Raw genomic sequence first — 19,501 nt, 5'->3', positions numbered from 1 at the left:
CGGCTCCACCCGGCCCTGGCGTGCGGAACAGGTACACCAGTCTTGTTCTGCCGTGAAAATGTCAGGATGTTGCGCGATCTTGCAGTCATGAGTGGAAGACCGGCACCTCGGCGGGCGCGGACGTGGAGTCCGCGCCCGCCGGGGTTCTAGCCGATCGTGAAGTGGTCCACGTCGAACAGGCCGCCCGAAGTGGCGCCGGTGAACACCAGCACCACCTGGCCGGTCGTCGTGCCCGTGAGCGCGGTCGAGACGGTCGCGAAGGTGTCGAAGCCGCCGGTGTTCACCACCGCCACCGAGCCGAGCAGCGTCCCGGTCGACGAGCCGGACCGGACCTCGATCCGCCCGCCCGCGCCGCCGGAGGACACCCGTGCGGTGAACGTCCGCGCGCCGGTGGTGCTCACCTGCGAGTAGGCCGCCCAGTCGCCGTTCTCGATGTACCCGAGGGTCTGGCCGCCGACCGCCGTCGCGTGCGACGCGACCTGCACGCCCGCGGACGACGTGAACGCCTCGCCCTGCACCTGGGTCGGCGTGACCACACCGAGTTCCTTGATCCGCACGTTGCGGAAGGAGGTGGCCCCGTCGCCCAGGTTCTGCAGGCCGATGTACCCCTGCCGGAGGCTGCGCGCCGCGTCGGTGTTGGTGAAGTCGTTGACCTGCCTGCCGTTCAGGTACACGCGCAGCCGTTCACCCTCGACCAGCAGCTCGAAGGTGTTCCACTGCCCCGCGGGGTTGAGCGCCGCGTCGCGGGCGGTGGCGTCCGGAGCCTGGACCCCGTACACCGCGCCCGTCGTGGCGTTCGCCGCGGCGGAGGCGTCGATCGCGATCTCGTACCCGCCCGCACCCGGTTGAGCGGCGCCGGAGGACGGGAATCCCAGGTGCACCCCGGAGTCGCCGTCGCCGGTGAGCTTCCAGTCGAGCTTGAGCGAGTACGAGCCGAACTCCTTGGCGGAGTACCAGAAGTTGCCCGGCCCGCCCTGGGAGGTCAACGTGCCGTCGGCGTTGCCGAACCCGCCGGGACCGGCCTGCGACCAGCCCGCGGTGGAGCCGGTGTACAGCCCGGTGTACCCGGTCTCCGGGCGGCAGTCGGCCTTGGAAACCCCTGCGGCGTAGCGGATCCCGCCCAGCAGGTGCGCGCGGAACACCGGGTCGGAGTAGGACTCGATGGTGTGCCCGAGCCCGGTGTAGAAGGCCCGCCCGTTCGACTGCGCCTTGCACCAGGCGATCGGGTGGTCCGCGCCCATCGTGCCGCCGCTGTAGCTGGACTCGTCCAGCGTCGCCAGCACGTGCGCGTTCGGCCGGGGGTTGGCTCGGTAGTTGTACAGCTCGTCGGTCCGCGTCCACACCGGGCCGAGGTGCGCGGTGGCCGGGTGCGCCCGGTCCTCCACCTTGACGTTGACCTGCTGGATGTTGGGGTGGCTGGAGAAGTAGGCCCCGACCAGTTGGCCGTAGTAGGGCCAGTCGTACTCGGTGTCGGCCGCCGCGTGCACGCCGACGAACCCGCCGCCGCCGTTGACGTACGACTCGAACGCGGTCTGCTGGGTGCCGTCGAGCACGTCACCGGTGGTGCTGAGGAACACCACCGCCGAGTACTTCGCCAGTCCGGTCGCGGTGAACGCGGCCGCGTCCTCGGTCGCCGTGACGGTGAACCCGTTGGCGGCGCCCAGATCGCGGATCGCCTGGATGCCGGCCGGGATGGCGTCGTGCCGGAAGCCCGCGGTCTTCGAGAAGACCAGGACCTGGTAGGGCGCTTGGGCTTGGGCGACCGGTGTCATGACCACACCGGCCGACAGTAGTACCGCCGCCGCGAGCGCGGGAAGTGAGCGCATCGTCTCGTCCCTTCAGCCGGAGGTGGTGAAGTAGTCGACGTCGAACAGGGAGTCGCCCGCCGCGCCCGGACCGGTGAAGACCAGGAACAGGGGCCCGCTCGCCGATCCGGTGAGGGTCGTGGAGACGGTCTGGAACGTCTCCCAGTTCCCGGTGACGGGCACCGCGACCGAGCCCAGGACGGTGCCGGTCTGCGAGCCCGACCGGATCTGGATCGTGCCGCCCGTCCCGGCCGAGGACACCGAAGCGCTGAACGAGCGGAGACCCGCCGTGCCCACCGACGAGTACCCGACCCAGTCGCCGGTGTTGATGTACCCGGCGGTGGTGCCGCCGCTGGCGTTCGCGTGCGGCGCCGGTTCCACGCCGCCGGTCGAGGTGAACGCCTCGCCCTCGACCCGGTTCCCGGTCGTGGTCAGGGTGAACGCGTCGAGGTCGAACAGGTTGCCCTGCCCCGTCACGCCCTTGAAGACCAGGAACAGCGTCGTGGACCCGCTCGGCCGGTTGGTCAGCGGGGCGCTGACGTCGACGAAGGTGTCCCAGTTCCCGGTGTTGGCCACGGTCGCGGTCCCGAGCAGCGTGCCCGTGGCCGATCCCGCGCGGACCTCCAGGGTGCCGCCGGGGCCGCCGGAGGAGACCCTGGCGGTGAACGAGGTGGCGTTGCCCAGGACGTAGGGCTGGAACGACAGCCAGTCGCCGTTGTCGGTGAAGCCGACGGTCTTGCCGCCCTCGGCGGTGCCGTGGTCGGCGACCTGGATCCCCTGCTGCGCCCCGAAGTGCTCGCCCTGGCGGTGCCTGGGCTGGAGGATGCTGACGCCGTGGGAGGTCAGGCCCGCGTTGTCGGTGTACTCCGCGTCGAAGACGCCGTAGATGTTCGCCGCGGCGTCGTGCTCACCGTCGACCGGCACCGCGATGGTGCCGGAGCAGCCGGTCTTCTGGGTGATCTGGTGCCGGTGCGCGTCGTGGCCGAGCAGGTAGGTGACCTTGACCCGCGAGCAGTCGATCGCCCCGTCCTCCGGGTCGCTCACCGAGACCTGGAACGGCACGGTGTCGCCGAAGGAGAACAGCGCGCCGTTGCCGGGCACCTGGAGGTTCACCGTCGGCGCGGTGTTGCCCGCCGTGACCAGGACGCTCGCCGAACCGGTGAGCCCGGTCGGGTCGGTCACGGTCAGCTTCGGCGAGAACGACCCGGCGGTGGTGTAGGTGTGCGACGGGTTGGCCGCCGTGGACGTGCCGCCGTCGCCGAACTCCCACCGGTAGGTCAGCGCCCCGCCCTCGGGGTCGGCGCTGCCCGCCGAGGAGAACGCCACGGTGAGCGGGATCGCCCCGGACACCTTGTCCGCGGCCACCTTCGCGGTCGGCGGCCGCGGCGTGTTGCCCTTGTAGTCGATCCGGTACAGCGCCTGGTCGTTCGCCCCGGTGCCGTAGTCGAGCACGTACAGCGCGCCCTCCGGACCGAAGTTCATGTCCATGACCTGGGTGCCGCTCCACGGGAACGCCTCGATCGCGCCGCGTGACCCGTCGGAGTTGACGCCGATGGCCTTGATCCAGCGGCGCCCGTACTCGCCCGCGAAGTACTTGCCGTCCAAGGACTGCGGGAACTTCGTCGCCGAGTTGAGGTTGGCGTTGTACCGGTAGACCGGGCCGCCCATCGGCGACTCCGACCCGCTGCCGAACTCCGGCGGCGAACCCTCGTCACCCGCGTACTTGATCCACGCCGCCCGCGGCGCGGGCAGCTTCGCCAGGCCGGTGTTGCGCGGCGAGGAGTTGGTCGGGCCGGTGGCGCAGTCGTACTTCGCCCCCGACGGACCGCTGGGGAAGGGGAAGCGGTTGTAGCTCTCGGTCGTGGTGTTCGAGCCGGTGCAGAACGGCCAGCCGTAGTTGCCCGCGCTGGTGATCCGGTCGAACTCCACCTGCCCGCTCGGCCCGCGGGCGCTGTTGGTCACGCCCGCGTCCGGCCCGTAGTCGCCGAGGTAGACCACGCCGGTGGCCTTGTCGACGTTCATCCGGAACGGGTTGCGGAAGCCCATCGCGTAGATCTCCGGGCGGGTCTGCGCGGTGCCCGGCGCGAACAGGTTCCCGGACGGGATCGTGTAGGTGCCGTCGGCCTGCGGCTTGATCCGCAGCACCTTGCCGCGCAGGTCGTTCGTGTTGCCCGAGGAGCGCTGGGCGTCGAACTGCGGGTTGCGGGTCGTGCGCTCGTCGATCGGCGAGTACCCGTCGGAGACGAACGGGTTCGAGTCGTCCCCGGTGGTCAGGTACAGGTTGCCCTGGGCGTCGAAGTCCAGGTCGCCTCCGACGTGGCAGCACTGGCCGCGGTCGTTCTGCACGGTCAGCACGACCTTCTCGCTGGCCAGGTCGAGCGTGTTGTCGGTCTTCAGCACGAACCGCGACAGGTGCAACTCGCCCTTGAACGGGGCGAAGTCCGCCGCGGTGCCGTCGGTCGGCGCGTCACCGTCCGGTGTGGACAGTCGCGGCGAGAAGTACAGGTACAGGTAGCGGTTCGAGGCGAAGTTCGGGTCCGCGACGACGCCCTGGAGGCCTTCCTCGTCGTGGGTGTAGACGTTGAGCTTCGCGGCGACCGTGGTGGAGTTGCCCGCCGCGTTGGTGATCCGGACTGTGCCGTCGCGGGCGGTGTGCACGACCGAGCGGTCGGGCAGCACGGTGAACGACATCGCTTCGCCGAGCTTGGCGGAGCCGACGGCGAGCTGGACCTGTTGGTAGTCGGCCGCGGGGATGTCCGCGGCCGCTGGCAGGGGAACCAGGAGGGAGGCGATCAGCAGCGTGGCGCCGACCGCCCGTGCCCACACCGGTGTGGGTTGGGACATGGCAGGGTTTCCTCTTCCGGCAGGGGGCATCGCCCGATGACGGCGGGGTGGCCGTTCGGGTGGTGCCCTGGAGGTGGTGCTCTAGTGGGGACTCGTGGGGCTAACTGGACGGTGGTGCCGTCGGCGTGCGGCTCACCCCGCCCGCGCGGGGCGACGCGGTCGAACGCCCTGCGCACCTGGCGCGGCACCGGATCGCGGGCCTCCGCCAGGTGCGCCGAACGAGCGGTCACCGGGTGACCGCCGTGCGGTGCGCCCCCGAGCACCGGGTGGGGCGCACCGACCCTCGTCGCGACCGCACCGGACAGCGCGGTGGTCGCGAAACCACTGGGACCCCCGGCGCGTTCCCGCTCCGGGGTTCACCGGAACGCCCAGTCGCGCAGCGCGTCGTACTGCGCCACCAGGCCGTGCGGACCGGTACCGACGGGGTCCTTGAAGAAGAAGCCCATGGCCTGCACCGGACCCGGTTCGTCGGCGACCGCCATGAACCTCGCCAGGTCCAGCACCAGCGGTGCGGCCAGAGCCGAGTCGCAGCCCTGCCAGGTGACCTGGAGCGTCATCCTGGTGCCCAGGAAACCCTCGAACAGCACGTGGTCCCACGAGGTCTTCCAGTCGCCCAGCGCGGGCACGTGGTCGATGTGCACCCGCCCGTCGACCGGTGCGCCCAGTTCGCCCTCCAGCACCCGCCGCTTGCCCGCGTCCTTGGCCGCGGCCGCGGCGGGATCGGCGAGCGTCGCGCCGTCGCCGCCGCCCAGCAGGTTGGTGCCCGACCACGACAGCACGTCCAGTGCCCGGCGGGCGAACATCGGCGCCAGCACCGACCGCAGCAGGCTCTCGCCGGTCTTGCCGTCCCGGCCCGCGTAGGGCACGCCGATCACCTGGGCCAGCTCGTCCAGGGCGGGCAGCCACGCGCCGGTGGACGGCGTGAAGTCGACGTAGGCGCAGCTCGCCCGCATGGCCGCGTAGGCGTAGAGCGAGCTGGCGGGCAGGGAGTGCAGCGCCCGGTCCAGGTCCGCCAGGTAGTTGTGGGCGGGGTGCGGGACGCAGGCCGGTTCGGTGGACGCCACGTTGACCACCACCACCCGCTCGACCCTGTTGCGGCGCCGGAACGAGGCGATGTCGGCGATCAGCCGGGCGGGGTCGCGGTTGGTGCCGTCGCGGATCTCGCCCTCGGCCACGGTGAGGTCGGTCCACACCAGGTCGGCCAGCCCGGCCGGGATCACGCCGCCCCGCACGAGCTGCTCGACCCGCCGCACCAGCGGGGTGTCCACGATGTCGTGCCCGCCGAACACGAGGTCGCCCCACGCGGGCAGCCCGGCCCCGGCGAAGTCGGGCAGCTCGCTGACGCACCCGGTCGGCGGTGCGGCGCCCGCCCGCACCGCGGCGGCGCCCGCGATCGCCGTCGTGGCGACCGATCCCCGCGCCCCGATGAGCCACACCCCTGTCCTGGCCATCGTTCCCCCTACGCCTGTCGCATGGCGGGCAGCGGTCCGGACAGGGCGGTGATCAGCACGTCGGTGTCGCGCACGAGCACGTCGCGGACCTCCGCGACCTGACCGGCGGCGAGTGCGCGGAACGCCCGCAGCTCGGTGAGCGTCTTGGCGTCGACGCCGTTCGCCTCCGCCTTGCGCACCTTGGTCAGCTGCGCCTGCAAGGTGTTCGCGGTCTCCTGGCTCAGCCACCCGGTGACCTGGAACCGGCTGATCAGGTTGGCCACGTCCCGGCTGGAGGTGGTCACGCCGAACGTCACGTCCCGCGTGGTCCGGTTGCCCGCCTGGTCGGTGGCCGTGACGGACAGCCGGTGGATGCCCGGCGGCAGCTCGTACAACGCTTGCAGCGTCCCGGACCGGTAGGCCTCGCCGTCCAGCAGCCCGGCCGCGGACCGGACGCCCGCCGCGCTGTCGACGGCCTGCCAGGCGATCCGCAGGTCCTGGCTGTCGCCGTAGACGCGCCCGTCGACCAGTCCCGTCACCGCGATGGTCGGCCCGGTGCCGTCGACGCGGACGGTCAGCGTCCTCACGGCCTCGGTGTTGCCCGCCTTGTCCACGGCCCGGTAGCCGACCTCGTGCGCGCCCTCGGTGACGGGGACCGGTGCCGCGTAGGAGGACCAGGCGCCACCGTCCACCGCGTACTCGATCCGGTCGACACCGCTGCCGCCCGTGTCGTCGGCCGCGGTGAGCACCACCGAGACCGGGCCGGTGAACCAGCCCGCGGCGCCCGGAGCGGCCGGGTCGGTGACCGCCGTGGTGACGGGTGCCGTCGCGTCGACCGCGCGGCCCCACGTCGGGTGGAAGTGGTCGAACTTCGCCGTCTTCGACGCCGTCTGCCCGACGCCGAAGGCGAACAGCCCCACCTTGGCGGCGCCGACCGCGGTGTTCTCCACCGCGCCGACCTCGGTCCACGTCGTGCCGTCGGTCGACGCGTAGCCGCGGAAGGTGGTGCCCTGCCTGGACAGCCGCAGCCACCACACGCCCTGGTCGACGGTGATCTCCGGCTGCGGCTGCTGGACGACGTCGCCGATCTCGCCGCGCAGCTCGACCCGCCTGCCGACCGGCTCGCCCGGCTGGTTGTTGGTGACGTGGTCCAGTTTCACGTAGTCGCCGTCGCCGGTGTAGGCGATCAGCCCGGCCTGCTGGTAGGCCTCGTCGAAGGCGCTCGCGTCGACCTTGGTCTCCAGCGTCCAGTCCCCGGCGGGCGGGGTCTGGAGGACGAAGTTCCTCGGCGAGGAGTTGTCGCCGCCGAAGATGTCGCCGCTGCCGGTGTCGATCTCCAGATTCCCACCGGTCACGCGGGTCGCGGCCGGATCGGGCCGGACCACGGCGTCCCACCGGCAGGTGTCGAGCGGGGAGCTGTCGAACTCGTCCGCGCCGGACGTGTCCTGCTCCAGCCGGAACCAGTCGAACGCGGCGTCGACCACCGGGCGGTTCCCGGTGCTGGCCAACGAGAGCAGCCCGATCCGCGGGTTCGGGATGCCCGCGAGGAGCTTGTCGGTCTGCGGCATCGGCGTCCACGCCTCGCCGTCCGCGGAGTGCGCGGCGGTGATCCCGGTGCCGTCGCTGGTCATCCGCACGTACGCGGTGTCCGGGTAGGCCGCGCCCAGCGGCGGGGAGTTGGAGTCCGCGACCTCGTTGGGGACGCCGTGCTCCTCGCGGATGAACTGGAACCGGCGGGTGGCGGCGTCGTTGGCGCCGACGGCGCTGAGCACCACCTTGGCGTAGTTGTCGTCGTCGCCGTAGAGCACCAGACCGGCCTGCTGGTAGGCGTCCCGCGCGACCAGGCTCACCTTGGTGGTGGCCTGCCACGCGCCGCCCGGCATGGGCTGCACGACGAGGTTCGGCACCGGGGTGGAGTTGTCGGTGCCGTAGATCTCCCCGGTGGCCGTCGGGATGTGCAGCGCGCCGCCCGCGACCCGGAGGTCCTGGTTCTCCCGCACGACCGACCACCTGTCGCGGTCGAGTCCCGTGTCCCCGAAGGCGTCCGACCTGCCCGACAGGCACGCCGGTCCGGCCGAGTCCACGACGACGCGCACGTGCCGTACCCCGGCCGCGCCCTTGGCGTCGGTGACGGTCACCGAGGCGTCGTGGACGCCCGGCTGCTGATAGGTGTACTCGGCGTCCGCCGTGGTCGGCTTCGGCGCGCCCGCGACGCCGAAGTCCCACGCGTAGGTCAGCGGCGTGTCGCCCTCGGGATCCGTCGCGGCGGCGTGGAAGGAGACGGCCAGCGGCGCCGTGCCGGACGTCGGGGTCGCGGTCGCGGTGACGTCCGGCCGCTGGTTGACCGTGACCCCGCGCCCCTGGAAGTCCACCCAGTTCACGTTGACGAGCCCGTTGGAGTACGTGCTGCCCGCGGGTTTGCGCACCACGAAGAACAGCGGGCCGCCCGCGGTCGGCGCACCGGTCAGCGTCGCGGTGACGTCCTGGTAGGTCTGCCAGCCGCCGGTGTTCGGCACGTCGGCCGCGCCCAGCAGCGGGCCGTCCGCCGCGCCCGCGCGGACCTCGATCCGGCCGCCGGTCGTCCCGGAGGCCGCCCGGAACCGGACGGAGTCGATGCCCGCCAGGCTGACCGGGTCGAACGTCCAGTAGTCGCCGTCCTCGATGTTGCCGATGTCCTGGCCGCCGCCCGCGGGGTCGGCCGCGGTCTCCGGCAGCACGCCGGGACTGCCCAGCCCCGTGCTGTCGGGGACCCGGCCGGTCGCGCTGAAGTACTCGGCTTCCTTGCGCTTGGTCTGGAGCACGACCTGCGCGCGGCCGGTCAGCGGGCGGGCGCCGCCCGCGCCGCCGCGGTCGGTGTAGGACGCCTCCAGCACGTAGAAGATGTCGTCGCCCTCGTTGTGCCCGGAGGACAGCGTCGTCTGGACCGTGCCGGAGCACCCGGTGTACTGGTCGAGGGGGTGCCCGTGCGAGTCGTGGCCGAGGATGGCCTGGAGCCGCACGTCCGCGCAGGCGACCGCGCCGTCCTCCGGGTCGGTGACCACGATGTCGTAGCGGATCTGGTCGCCGAACTCGAACAGCCCCCCGTTGGGCGGCAGCGTGAGCGTCACCGTCGGCGCGGTGTTGCCGACCGTGATCGGCACGCTGGCGCTCGCGGACTTGCCACCGGCGCCGGTGACCGTGAGCGTGGCGGTGAAGTTCCCGTTCGCCGCGTAGGTGTGCGTCGGGTCCGCCTCGGTCGAGTCGACCGCGCCGTCGCCGTCGAAGTCCCAGGCGTGGGTGACCCCACCGCCGTCCGGATCGTGGGAGCCCGCGCTGGAGAACCGGACCTCCAGCGGTGCCGGGCCGGTCGTCCTGTCCGCGCTCGCCTTGGCGACGGGTTCGCGGTTGCCGTGCACGTAGTCGATCCGGTAGACGCCGGAGTCGGTGTTGTCGCCGCCGAACCCGGAGCCCCACTCGATCAGGTACAGCGCGCCGTCCCGGCCGAACTCGAAGTCCATCGGCTTCTTGAAGCCGAACGAGCGGAAGATCCGGTTGATGTCCACGAGTTCGCCGCCGTCCGCCGACAGCTGCATCGAGTACAGGGCGTCCTGCGTCCACTCTCCGAACACGGCTTTGCCGTCCCAGTAGGCGGGCCACTTGCGGTCCGATGTGGACGCCGGGTCGTACCGGTAGGCCGGGCCCGCCATCGGCGCGCCGCCCGCCAGTTCCGGGAACGCGGGGTCGGAGTCGTAGTGGTAGTAGGCGGTCGCCGGGACCACCGCGGGAAGATCGACCAGGCCGGTGTTGTTCGGCGAGGTGTTCTTCGGCGCCGCGCAGTCGAACTGCGCACCGGAGGTGTTCGTGGCGAAGTCGAAGTCCGCGTAGGGCTTGTTGTTCCCGACGCAGTAGGGCCAGCCGTAGTTGCCCGCCCGGTTCAGGATGTTCCACTCGACGGTGTTCTCCGGACCGCGCGTCGGCGAGGCGGCGGCCGCGTCCGGACCGTAGTCGGCGACCATGAGCTTGTGCGTCTCGGGATCGACGCCGATCCGGAACGGGTTGCGCAGCCCCATCGCGTAGATCTCCGGCCGGGTCCTCGCCGTGCCGGGCGCGAACAGGTTGCCCGCCGGGACGGTGTAGCCGCCGCCGGGTTCCGGGTGGATGCGCAACACCTTGCCGCGCAGGTCGTTCGTGTTGCCCGACGACCGCTGGGCGTCCCAGGTGGACCGGCCCGCGCGCTCGTCGAGCGGCGAGTACCCGTCGGAGGCGAACGGGTTCGTGTTGTCCCCGTTGGCCAGCCACAGGTCGCCGGTCACGGCGTCGAACGCCATGCCGCCGCCGTGGTGGCAGCACTCCTCGCGCTGCACCGGCACGTCGAGCACCACCTCCTCGGTGGCCGGGTCGAGCGTGTCGTCCGCGCGCAACGTGAACCGCGACAGCCGGTCGACGGCGGCGCCGGGCGGCGAGTAGTACAGGTACATCCACCGGTTCGCGGCGAAACCGGGGTCGAGCACCAGGCCGAGCAGGCCGCTCTCGTTGGCGGTGAACACGTCCAGGTGCCCGACCGGGGCGAGGCCGCCGCCGGGTCGGATGACCTTGATGTCGCCGAGGCGGTCGACGTAGAAGACGCGGCCGTCGGCGGCGACCTCCAGCATCATCGGGTTGGACGTGTTCTCGTCCAGCGCCACCTTCTCGAACCCGCCGTCCAGGTCCGCCGCGCAGTCCGCCGCCTCGACGCCCGCGGCGGTGCGCAGACCGCCGAGCAACTGGCCCAGGAACAGCGGGTCGGCGTAGGACTCCCGCGTGTGGCCGAGCCCCGTGTACCAGGACCGGCCGCCGTCGTGGTCGCGGCACCAGGTGATCGGGTGGTCGGCGCCCATCGTGCCGCCGGTGTAGGTCTTCTCGTCCAACGACTCCAGCACGTGCGCGGTGCCGCGCGGGCTGGCGCGGAAGTCGTACCACTCGTCGAACCGGCTCCACCGGTCCGGCAGCCCGGCCGTGGACGGGTGCGCGGGGTCCTCGACCTTCACGGTCGCCTGCTGCTCCGCCGGGTGCTGCTTGAAGTAGGCGCCGACCAGTTCGCCGTACCAGGGCCAGTCGTACTCGGTGTCGGAGGCCGCGTGCACGCCCGCGTACCCGCCGCCGCGCCGGACGTACCGCTCGAACGCGGCCTGCTGGGCGGGGTCGAGCACGTCGCCGGTGGTGGACAGGAACACCACGACCTGGAACTTCGCCAGGTTCTCGTCGGTGAACGCCCCCGCGTCCTCGGTCGCGACCACGTCGAAGTGGTGGTCCCGGCCCAGTGCCTGGATCGCGGCGACGCCCGCGGGGATGGAGTCGTGCCGGAACCCGGCGGTCCTGCTGAACACCAGCGCCGTGAACTCGACGTGCGCCGCCTGCGGCTGGGCCAGCGCGGAGGCCGCGCCGGCGCCGATCCCGAGCAGCGCCACCAGAACCAGGACGAGCACCCTGCGGACCATGACTTGCCTTCCCCCACTGGAGAACGACCTACCCGGAACGCTCATCCGCCACTCCTGACCGAGGACCGCGGGGGCACCATCGCGGGATCGTCGAGCACCGCTTCGAGGGCGACGTTCGCCCCGCCCCGCGACGCGGCGGCGAACCCGAGGAGGGACAACTCGACGCGGCAGCCGCCGATGTCCGGCGCGATCACCCGGTCGCGCAGTTCCGCCCTCATCGGACCGAGCAGGTAGGGCCCCAGGGAGGCGAAGTAGCCGCCGAGGACGACCACCCGCGGGTTGAAGACGTTGATCAGGATCGACGCCCCGACACCGAGTCCGGCACCGACCTGCTCCAGCGCGTCGAGCGTGCGCCGGTCACCGGTCTCCGCGCGGCGGCGGATCATGTCGAGCCGCTGGTCGAGGTCCAGCGACGGATCCCTGACCGGGTCGTCCGCGTCGGCGGCGAGCCGGAGCATCCCGGCCATGCCCACGAGCGTCTCCCAGCAGCCGCGGCGGCCGCAGCCGCACTCGTGGCCCGCCGGGTCGAGCTGGATGTGCCCGATCTCGCCGGAGAAGCCCTCCGCGCCGCCGAGGAGCCGCCCGCCCGCGATCACACCGCCGCCGACGCCGATCTCCCCGGTCAGGTAGACCAGGTCGGGTGTGCCCGCGACGCCGCCCATCGCGTACTCGCCGAGCGCGCCGAGGTTCGCGTCGTTGGCCATCCGGATCGGCATCGGGTCGCCCGTCAGGAGCGCGCCCAGCCGGTCGGCCATCCCGCGCACCACCGGCACGTCGCGCCAGTGCAGGTTCGGCGCGAACGCGACCACGCCGCCCGCGACGTCGACCAGCGCGGGGATCGCGATGGTGACGCCGACCGGGAGCACGTCGCGCCTGGCGCATTCCCTTGCGGCGCGCGAAGTCAGGTCCGCCACGGCGTCGAGCACCTCGTCCGGCGTCATGGCCTGCACGTCGAGCGCGACCCGCTGTTCGAAGAGGACGGTCCAGGTGAGGTCGAGCACCAGCGCGGTCAGGTAGTCGACGTTGATCTCCACGCCGATCCCGGCGACGCGGCGGCCGTCCAGCCCGACGTTGCGGCCCGGCCGCCCGACCAGCCCGGCCCGGTCCGGTTCGCCCTCGCGCACCAGCCCGCGGTCGACCAGCTCGGCGACCAGGCTCGACACCGTCGCCTTGTTCAGCCCGGTGTCCGCCGCGATGCCCGCGCGCGACCGGGAACCACGCGCCCGGAGGTGCCGCAGCACCAGGGCGAGGTTGCTCCGGCGCACCGCGGCCTGGTCGGCCGGTTGCGCGTCGGCGAGGGAGGTGAGGACCGGGGAAGGGTGCACGGACACCGCCGGGTTCGTCGGTCGAATCAACGAATCGAGACACTCGAACGCGTGTTAACAGTCGGTTTTCCACGGGTAACGTCCGATGAATTAAGGCGCAGTGGAACGCTCCCAGGCAACAGCCGACGTCCCCATGTCCCACTAATGGACTAGCGATTGGTTCACTGGCCAGCCGAAATCGTCCTATGCCACGGCGAGCTAGCCCAACCGGCCCAACTACTGTTGGTACGCAAGAAAGTTCCGGTCGTCGGAGGGCTTGACGTGATCCAGGCCACAGACTAAGGGGAATCAATTAGGTCGCCACTCGAACTAATTGCGCGCCGGCATTTCCGCGTCCCGCACGGGGCCGCCGACGGCGTCAACGGCAATCGGTTTCCACGCCGAAAAGAATTCCGGCCGCGACATTGAGCCCATCGCTTCACCCGATCGGCGACCCCGCGCCGCCCGTCCGACCCGAACGGACAGCGGGCGGCACGTGTACCAACAGGACGTTGCCGTGACGAATCGCGCGGGCAACACGGGGAAGACGATCGCGGTGTCGGATCCGGACACCGGGCGGGCCTCCGCGGAACACCGGGAACCGGTCGCCGATTCGCCTCGGCGTGGCCAGTCCCGATTCACCAGGTCGCGGCCGGGATCGGCGGGCCGCGGACGCCCCCGGTGGACCTGTGCCGTCGCGCCCCTGGTCAGACGGCGTCACAGGTGGTAAAAAACGTCGTATCGATTGCTCCACCCGAGGTTTCGGCACACCCGGAAAAACTGGTCCGAACTAATGGCCCACACCCTGCGTATCTCTCCTAGACACCGGCGTACCACTTCTTCACCCGGTTGTGGCACGATTCCGGCCACCCACTCGCGCCGGACGCGCATGACGGAAGGAGCCAGGTGAACGCCCGAACCGAGCAGGTCGACGACCTGCAGCTCGTCGCGCTACCCAGCGCGGTGAACTGCGCCGAACTCTTCGCGCGGTTCTCCTTGGCCGAGTGGTCGCTGCGGCCCATGCAGGACGAGGCCGCCCACGTGCTGGGCCACCTGGTGGCGTCCGTCGTGGACACCGCCAACCACCGCGCGCCCGGTTTCATCACGCTTCGGTTGCGGTTGTCGGGGAACATGCTGATCCTCGAGGTCGAGATCGACCCGTACGCGCCCAAGCCGTCGCCGACGAACGCGCTGAAGGGCAGGCACGCGGGCGTGCTGCAACTGGACGACGGGTGCACGCTGCTCTGGTGTGAGCTGCCCCTGCCCAGGGGCATGACCGCTTCGGCCGTGCCGCTGCCGCGCCGGGAGCCCCGCAGGTCGCCCGCCGCGGAGGGACTGCCGCCGGAGGCCACCGAGGTGGACCCGCAGGTGATGGAGCGGTTGCTGTACGGGCTCGGCGGGTCGCAGGGCTGGCAGGGCGACTAGAACTCCCGACTTCCCGAGTGCCCATCCCGCCGGATTGTGGGATGGGCACTCGCGCGTCCGGGGTCAGGCGCCCGCCGCGAAGGTCTCCAGGTGGGCGGCGGCCGTGTCGGCGCCGCCCGCCGCGTGGAAGGCGGCCCTGATCCGGCCCGCGGCCCTCCGGTACGCGGGGTCGTCGAGCACGGCGTCGAGCGCGCGGCCGATGTGGCGCGACCCGGCCAGGCCGAAGCGCAGCTGGACACCCGCGCCCACGCCTTCGACCTGGGCGGCGACGATGGGCTGGTCGTCGCGGATCGGGGCGACCACCAGGGGCAGACCGTGGTGGAGCGCCTCGGCGACGGTGTTGTGGCCCGCGTGGCAGATGACGGCGTCCACCGAGCCGAGCAGTTCCAGCTGCGGGATCGCGGGCAGCACGATCACGTCGTCGTCGCCGGGGGTGGTGCCGGTCGGGTCGACGACCACGGCCTGCACCCGCGCCGACCGCTCGCGCACGGCCGCGACCGCCTCGCGCAGGAACCGGGTGCCCGCGCCGACGCTGATGGTGCCGAGGCTGATCAGCACCAGCGAGCGGTGCGGGTCGAGGCGGTCCCACGGGAAGTCCACCCCGACCGGTCTGGGGTGGATGGACGGGCCGACGTAGGCGATCGGCTCCGGGCGCGGGATCGGGCCGACCATGTCCTCGGTGGTGTAGGCCAGGACGAGGTCCGGCGAGTAGCGCAGGTCGGTGGACGGGCCGCCGTGCTCCTCGCGCAGTCCCGCGAACAGGCCCTCCAGCCAGTCCATGACCTTGGGGAGCCCCGCTTCCATGTCGATCAGCTCGGCGGGCGTGGTGGCGGAGGTGACCCACGGCAGGCCTTCCGCGCCCGCCACCAGCGCGCCCGCGAGGGCCTGCTGGTCGGCGACGACGACGTCCGGCGTGAAATCGCTTACCGCCTTGCGGACACCGGGGATCATGGCGTGCGCCAGCGGTTCGAGGAACTCCTCCCACATGACCTTGATGGAGCGCATGCTCCGCACCTCCGGACCGCGTTCGGTCCAGCGCGCGGCGGCCGGCGGGACCGCGCAGTCGAACACGACGGCGTCCGGGCCCAGCACCGCGCGCAGCAGCGGGGCGTGGCCCGCCCAGGCGACCTGGTGGCCGCGTTCCACGAGCTTCGCGGCCACGCCGATGGTGGGGTTGACGTGCCCGGTCATCGGCGGGACCACGAAGAGGAAGCGCTTCGCCGTGCCGTCGCCGCCGGTGGGCGCGGCCGCGCGGGTGGTCGGCGGGTAGGCGGGGGGCGCCGTCGGCGCGACGTCCGCGGGCGCGGCGCGGAGCTGGTCGACGATCGCGTCCACGAGGGAGCCGACATCGAGGTCGATCAGCTCGGTCATGTCCAGGCCTCGAAGGTGGGAGAAGACGTCGACCCGGCCGCCGTACCGGGCGGCGAGGTGCCCGAGCAGCGCGGGCAGGTCGGTGCCGATGCTCTCGAACTGGAGGTCGGTGTGCAGGTCGGTGTCCCTGGTGATCGACTCGGCGGGGACGCCGTAGTCGCCGAGGACGCGCACGAGGACCTCCGCTACTTCGCGGTGCACGGCTTCGGGATCCACGGTGCTCGCCATCTGGTCCTCCGGGTGGGTAGGGGAAGTGGGGGTCGACGCGGTGAGCACCGGCCGGTCGTCGGTCGGGTCGACCACGTGCCACCGGCCACGGACGGGGTCGCCGTCTATGCGGCTGGTGGCCGATGGCGGGCCGTGCGGGATCAGGCGGGTCAGGCGCAGCAGCGGGCCCGGTCGGACGCGCAGGACCGAGCGGACGATGTTCTCCACGGCCGCCAGCGGGAGCGCGAGCGGCGGGGTCAGCGGCACGGTCCACAGGTCGGCGGGGCGGGGTTCGCGGACCACGGCGGTGCGGTTCTCGGGACCGCCGTCGTGCCAGGTCGCGACCGGGATGACGGCGCCCAGCCAGCGGACCGGGGCGGAGGCCGCCGAGTCGCGGGCCGCGCGCACGGCGATCGGGGCGGCCGAGTCGTCGTCCGCCGCGTAGCCCAGCCGCAGCTCGGCGACCGGGCCGTGGCCGTCGCGTTCGAACACCACGTCGACGACCGGATGGCCGTCCACTGTGGACAGGGTCGTGGTGCGGCGGAGTTCGGCTTCTCCCCCGTGCAGCCGCATTCCGTCCAAGTACACCGAGACGTCACCGATCCACGCCACCTCCGGCTCGTCACCGGCCAGGTGCACCCACACCGCCGAGGCGAGCGCGTTCTCCAGCAGCAGGCCCACCGGGATCGCGGGTTCGCCGGAGACGGCGAAGTCCGTCAGCACCGGGGAGCTGGTCCCGTCGAACCGGACGTCGGCCACCAGCTCCGCGCCCGGCCGGTAGCTGACCGGCGTGCCGAGGTGGAAGATCCGCGGGTAGACGGCGGCGAACTCCGGGACCTCGCGGTGCAGCGGGAAACCGCGCACCTGCACCGGGTTCAGCGCGCTGCCCAGCGCGCCGAGGAACGTGACCTCGCCGTGCGCGGGGGCGAGCAGCTCACCGATCCAGCGCCGGACGCCCTCCTCCGCGCCGATGGCGGTCATGTACCGGACGGCGGCGTCGTAGTTGGTGATCAGCCCCATCCGTTCCCACGTGGGCCAGCACAGCGTGGAGACCGGGAAGTCCGCCCGCGCGTCGGCCCAGAGGCCGAGCCTGGTCAGGCCGTCGTTGGCGGCGGCGTAGGCGATCTGGCCGACCATGCCGCCGAGCCGTCCGCTCATGGAACCGGTGTTGCAGAAGAACTTCAGCGGCCGGTCGCGCAGCGCGGTGAACAGGTGGACGAACCCGTCGACCTTGGTGGCGATCGTGCGCACGATGTCGTCGTCCGACATCCGCGGCAGCCGGGTGGCGGTGTCGACGCCCGCGTTGTGCACCACACCGGTCAGCGCGGGGCCGAGCCGGGCGAGCAGCCCGTCCACCTGGGCGCGGTCGGTGAAGTCGCAGACCTCGTAGTCCAGCCGCAGCCCGTCGGCGCGGGCCGAGGCCAGGTTCGCCGCGAGCAGCCTGCGCTGCGCCATCCTGGTGGTCTCGGCGCGCACGGCCGCCAGCGACCCGTCCGAACTGGCCCGGATCCACAGATCCCGTTGGTGCGCCTTGAACCCCTCGTCGTCCAGCGCGCTCCACGGCTCGTCCGGGCCCGGCAGCGGGTGCCGTCCGGTGACGACGACCCGGCAGCCGTGCCCGGCGGCCAGGCTCGTCGCGGCCGCGAACCCGATGCCGCGCCCGCCACCGGACACCAGGACCACGTCGGACCCGTCCAGCCCGATCGTCGGCCCGCCGCCGTCCTCGCGGCGCGGGGCGAGGGTGTACCGCTCGCCGCCGCGGTAGCCGACCTCGTAGGCGCCCCACCGGTACAGCTCGCGCAGCAGGACGCCGGGCAGCTCGTCGACGTCGGCCGGGTCGATGTCGACGACCTTCGTGTTGAGGTTGGGCAGTTCCTGGTGCAGCGTCTTGGCCAGCCCCGCCCACAGGCCGCCCCACGGCCGGTCGCCCGCGTCCCGGTACCCCATCCGGCCGCCGAGGTAGGTGACGGCGACGTAGCAGGTCCTGGCCGCGTCGGTCGACTCCGACCAGGCGTCGTAGCAGCCGCGCAGCGCGCCGATCGTGCGCAGCAGCGCGGGCCGCCAGCCGTCGTCGATCCCGCCGTCGGAGGTGAGGTCGACGATGCCGTCCGGGCAGTCGTCGGCGTCGCGCAGGTGACCGGGTTCGACGAGCACGGCGCCGTGGTCGCTCAACGCCGAGCCGACGGCCAGCACCGCCGCCCGCGTCCCGCCGACGAGCAGGATCCGCTTGCCGGCTAACAGCTCCGACGGCCGCGCGTCCGGCAGCGGCGTGCGCCGCGGGTGCCAGACGAACCGCCGGGTGCTCATGACGGCACGCGCGTCGCGGTCATCAGGACGTTCGGGACCGGGCGCAGGGAGGCCTTCGGCCACATGCCGATCGGCCTGCCGGGCGTCGAATCCATCCGCACCCGCTGGGCGATGGTGGCGACGACCAGCTGGACCTCCATCAGCGCCGCCTCGAAACCGATGCACTTGCGGGCTCCGCCTCCGAACGGGTAGTAGGCGTACTTCGGCCGGTCGACGTCCTGGTGCGCCGGGCAGAACCGCCGGGGGTCGAACGCCTCCGGGTTCTCCCACAGGCTCCGGCTGTGCTGCGTCGCGTACGACGACAGCAGCACCGAACTGCCCGCGGGGACGTGGTAGCCGCCGATCGTGTCGTCGGCCACGACGTCCCTGGGGTACGACCACACCGCGGGGTACAGGCGCAACGACTCCGCCACGACCTGCCGCAGGAACCCGAGGGCGGGCAGGTCGTCGACGGTCGGCGTCCGTCCACCCAGGACGGTCGCCAGCTCGGCCTCCAGCTCGCGCCGCACCTCCGGGTGCCGGGAGATCGCGTGCAGCGTCCACACGATGCTGCACCCGGTGGTCTCGTGCCCGGCCAGGAACAGCGTCTTCAGCTCCGCCAGCACGGCCTCGCGCGGCCACGGCGCGCCGTGCTCGTCGCGGGCGGCGAGCAGCGCGGACACCACGGTGTGCTCCTCCACCTCGCCGCGCACGTGCTGCTCCACGACCTCGCCGAGCACCCGGTCGAGCGTGGCCCGGTGCGCGGTGGAGGCGCGCCGGTACTTCGTCGGCACCCAGCGCGGCAGCAGCTGCGACACCGACCCGCTGCGCAGCACCGCCTGCATGGCGAACAGCGTCGCGGGTTGCAGCTCGGCGGAGCGCGGCCGCAGGTCGACGCCGAGGAACATCTTCCCGAACACGCCCATCGCCAGCGTCATCACGCCGTCGGTCACGTCGACCGGGTCGCCCCGGTCGGCGGCGGCCTCCCACTCGTCGACCAGGTCGGAGGCGCAGTCGGTGATGGCCGGCGACTTCGCGCGCAGCCGCGGCCTGTGGAAGAACGGCTGGCTGACCTGCCTGCGCTCGCGCCACTCCGCGCCGTCGGTGGTGAGCATGCCGCGACCGAAGAACAGGTCGAAGTTGCCGTAGAACTTGCCCCGCACGTAGTTCTTCGCGTTGTCCTGGAGGACGTGCTTCACCGCGGCCGGGTCGCTGACCAGGTGCACCACGAAGGGCCCCAACGAGATCCGCACGACTCCGCCGTACTCCTGCTCCATCCCCGTCACGAACCCGATCGCGTCGCGGTCGAACCTGCCCAGCTGGCTGCCGCTCGGGCCGGGCGCGATCACCTGTTCTGCCACCGGATCCTCCTC

8 protein-coding genes are annotated in these 19,501 nt (G+C 72.3%); 1 reads left to right on the top strand and 7 read right to left on the bottom strand.

The window, feature by feature from the left end:
* Nucleotides 1–146: 146 nt before the first annotated feature.
* From RM788_RS41150 to RM788_RS41130, 5 genes are all read right to left on the bottom strand, one after another.
* Entirely contained in the window at nucleotides 147–1,826 is a 1,680-nt protein-coding gene (locus tag RM788_RS41150; RefSeq protein ID WP_399341657.1) for a ThuA domain-containing protein, read from the bottom strand.
* A gap of 12 nt (nucleotides 1,827–1,838) precedes the next feature.
* Nucleotides 1,839–4,649: a carbohydrate-binding protein gene (locus RM788_RS41145; protein WP_315925455.1), complete on the bottom strand. Its 2,811-nt coding sequence runs from the start codon at nucleotides 4,647–4,649 to the stop codon at nucleotides 1,839–1,841.
* Nucleotides 4,650–5,005: 356 nt separating this feature from the next.
* A complete protein-coding gene (locus RM788_RS41140) occupies nucleotides 5,006–6,100 on the bottom strand; it encodes an inositol-3-phosphate synthase (RefSeq protein WP_315925453.1) in 1,095 nt (364 codons plus the stop codon).
* 8 nt (nucleotides 6,101–6,108) lie between these two features.
* Nucleotides 6,109–11,523 (bottom strand): ThuA domain-containing protein, encoded by a 5,415-nt coding sequence (locus RM788_RS41135; RefSeq protein WP_315925451.1) that lies wholly within the window; start codon nucleotides 11,521–11,523, stop codon nucleotides 6,109–6,111.
* Nucleotides 11,524–11,576: 53 nt separating this feature from the next.
* Nucleotides 11,577–12,866, bottom strand: coding sequence for an ROK family transcriptional regulator (locus RM788_RS41130; RefSeq protein WP_315925449.1), 1,290 nt, complete (start codon nucleotides 12,864–12,866; stop codon nucleotides 11,577–11,579).
* Between the two features lie 879 nt (nucleotides 12,867–13,745).
* Here RM788_RS41130 and RM788_RS41125 point away from each other — a divergent pair.
* Nucleotides 13,746–14,264 carry an ATP-binding protein gene (locus tag RM788_RS41125; RefSeq protein ID WP_315925447.1) on the top strand — a complete coding sequence of 173 codons (519 nt, stop codon included), beginning with the start codon at nucleotides 13,746–13,748 and terminating at the stop codon, nucleotides 14,262–14,264.
* A gap of 63 nt (nucleotides 14,265–14,327) precedes the next feature.
* Here the strand turns inward: RM788_RS41125 and RM788_RS41120 are convergent, their stop codons facing one another.
* Nucleotides 14,328–18,149, bottom strand: coding sequence for a KR domain-containing protein (locus tag RM788_RS41120; RefSeq protein WP_315925445.1), 3,822 nt, complete (start codon nucleotides 18,147–18,149; stop codon nucleotides 14,328–14,330).
* Complete coding sequence (locus RM788_RS41115; RefSeq protein ID WP_315925443.1) at nucleotides 18,146–19,489, bottom strand: cytochrome P450; 1,344 nt, start codon at nucleotides 19,487–19,489, stop codon at nucleotides 18,146–18,148. The genes RM788_RS41120 and RM788_RS41115 overlap by 4 nt, the downstream gene beginning before the upstream one ends.
* Between the last annotated feature and the right edge of the window lie 12 nt (nucleotides 19,490–19,501).

The sequence above is a fragment of the Umezawaea sp. Da 62-37 genome, from assembly GCF_032460545.1.
GTDB lineage: Bacteria > Actinomycetota > Actinomycetes > Mycobacteriales > Pseudonocardiaceae > Umezawaea.
This window is presented reverse-complemented; position numbering and strand designations above follow the sequence as displayed.